This is a genomic window from Duganella sp. sic0402 (assembly GCF_019219065.1).
GTDB lineage: Bacteria > Pseudomonadota > Gammaproteobacteria > Burkholderiales > Burkholderiaceae_D > Rugamonas.
Genome location: NZ_JAHUWK010000048.1, coordinates 1 through 255 on the forward strand (window position 1 = coordinate 1; position 255 = coordinate 255).

Annotated in this window: 1 rRNA gene; it reads left to right on the forward strand. The window is 49.8% G+C overall.

The features are described from left to right. Positions 1-255 (forward strand): 23S ribosomal RNA (locus KW842_RS27930); the annotation flags it as partial.

Genomic DNA, 255 nt, shown 5'->3' on the forward strand with positions numbered 1-255 from the left:
ACTGAAACATCTAAGTAGCTGCAGGAAAATAAATCAACCGAGATTCCCAAAGTAGTGGCGAGCGAAATGGGAAGAGCCTGTACGTGATAGTCGGACTGATAGTGGAATGCTCTGGAAATGGCAGCCACAGCGGGTGATAGCCCCGTACACGAAATCAGACCGGTGGTACTAAGCGTACGACAAGTAGGGCGGGACACGAGAAATCCTGTCTGAATATGGGGGGACCATCCTCCAAGGCTAAATACTCGTAATCGA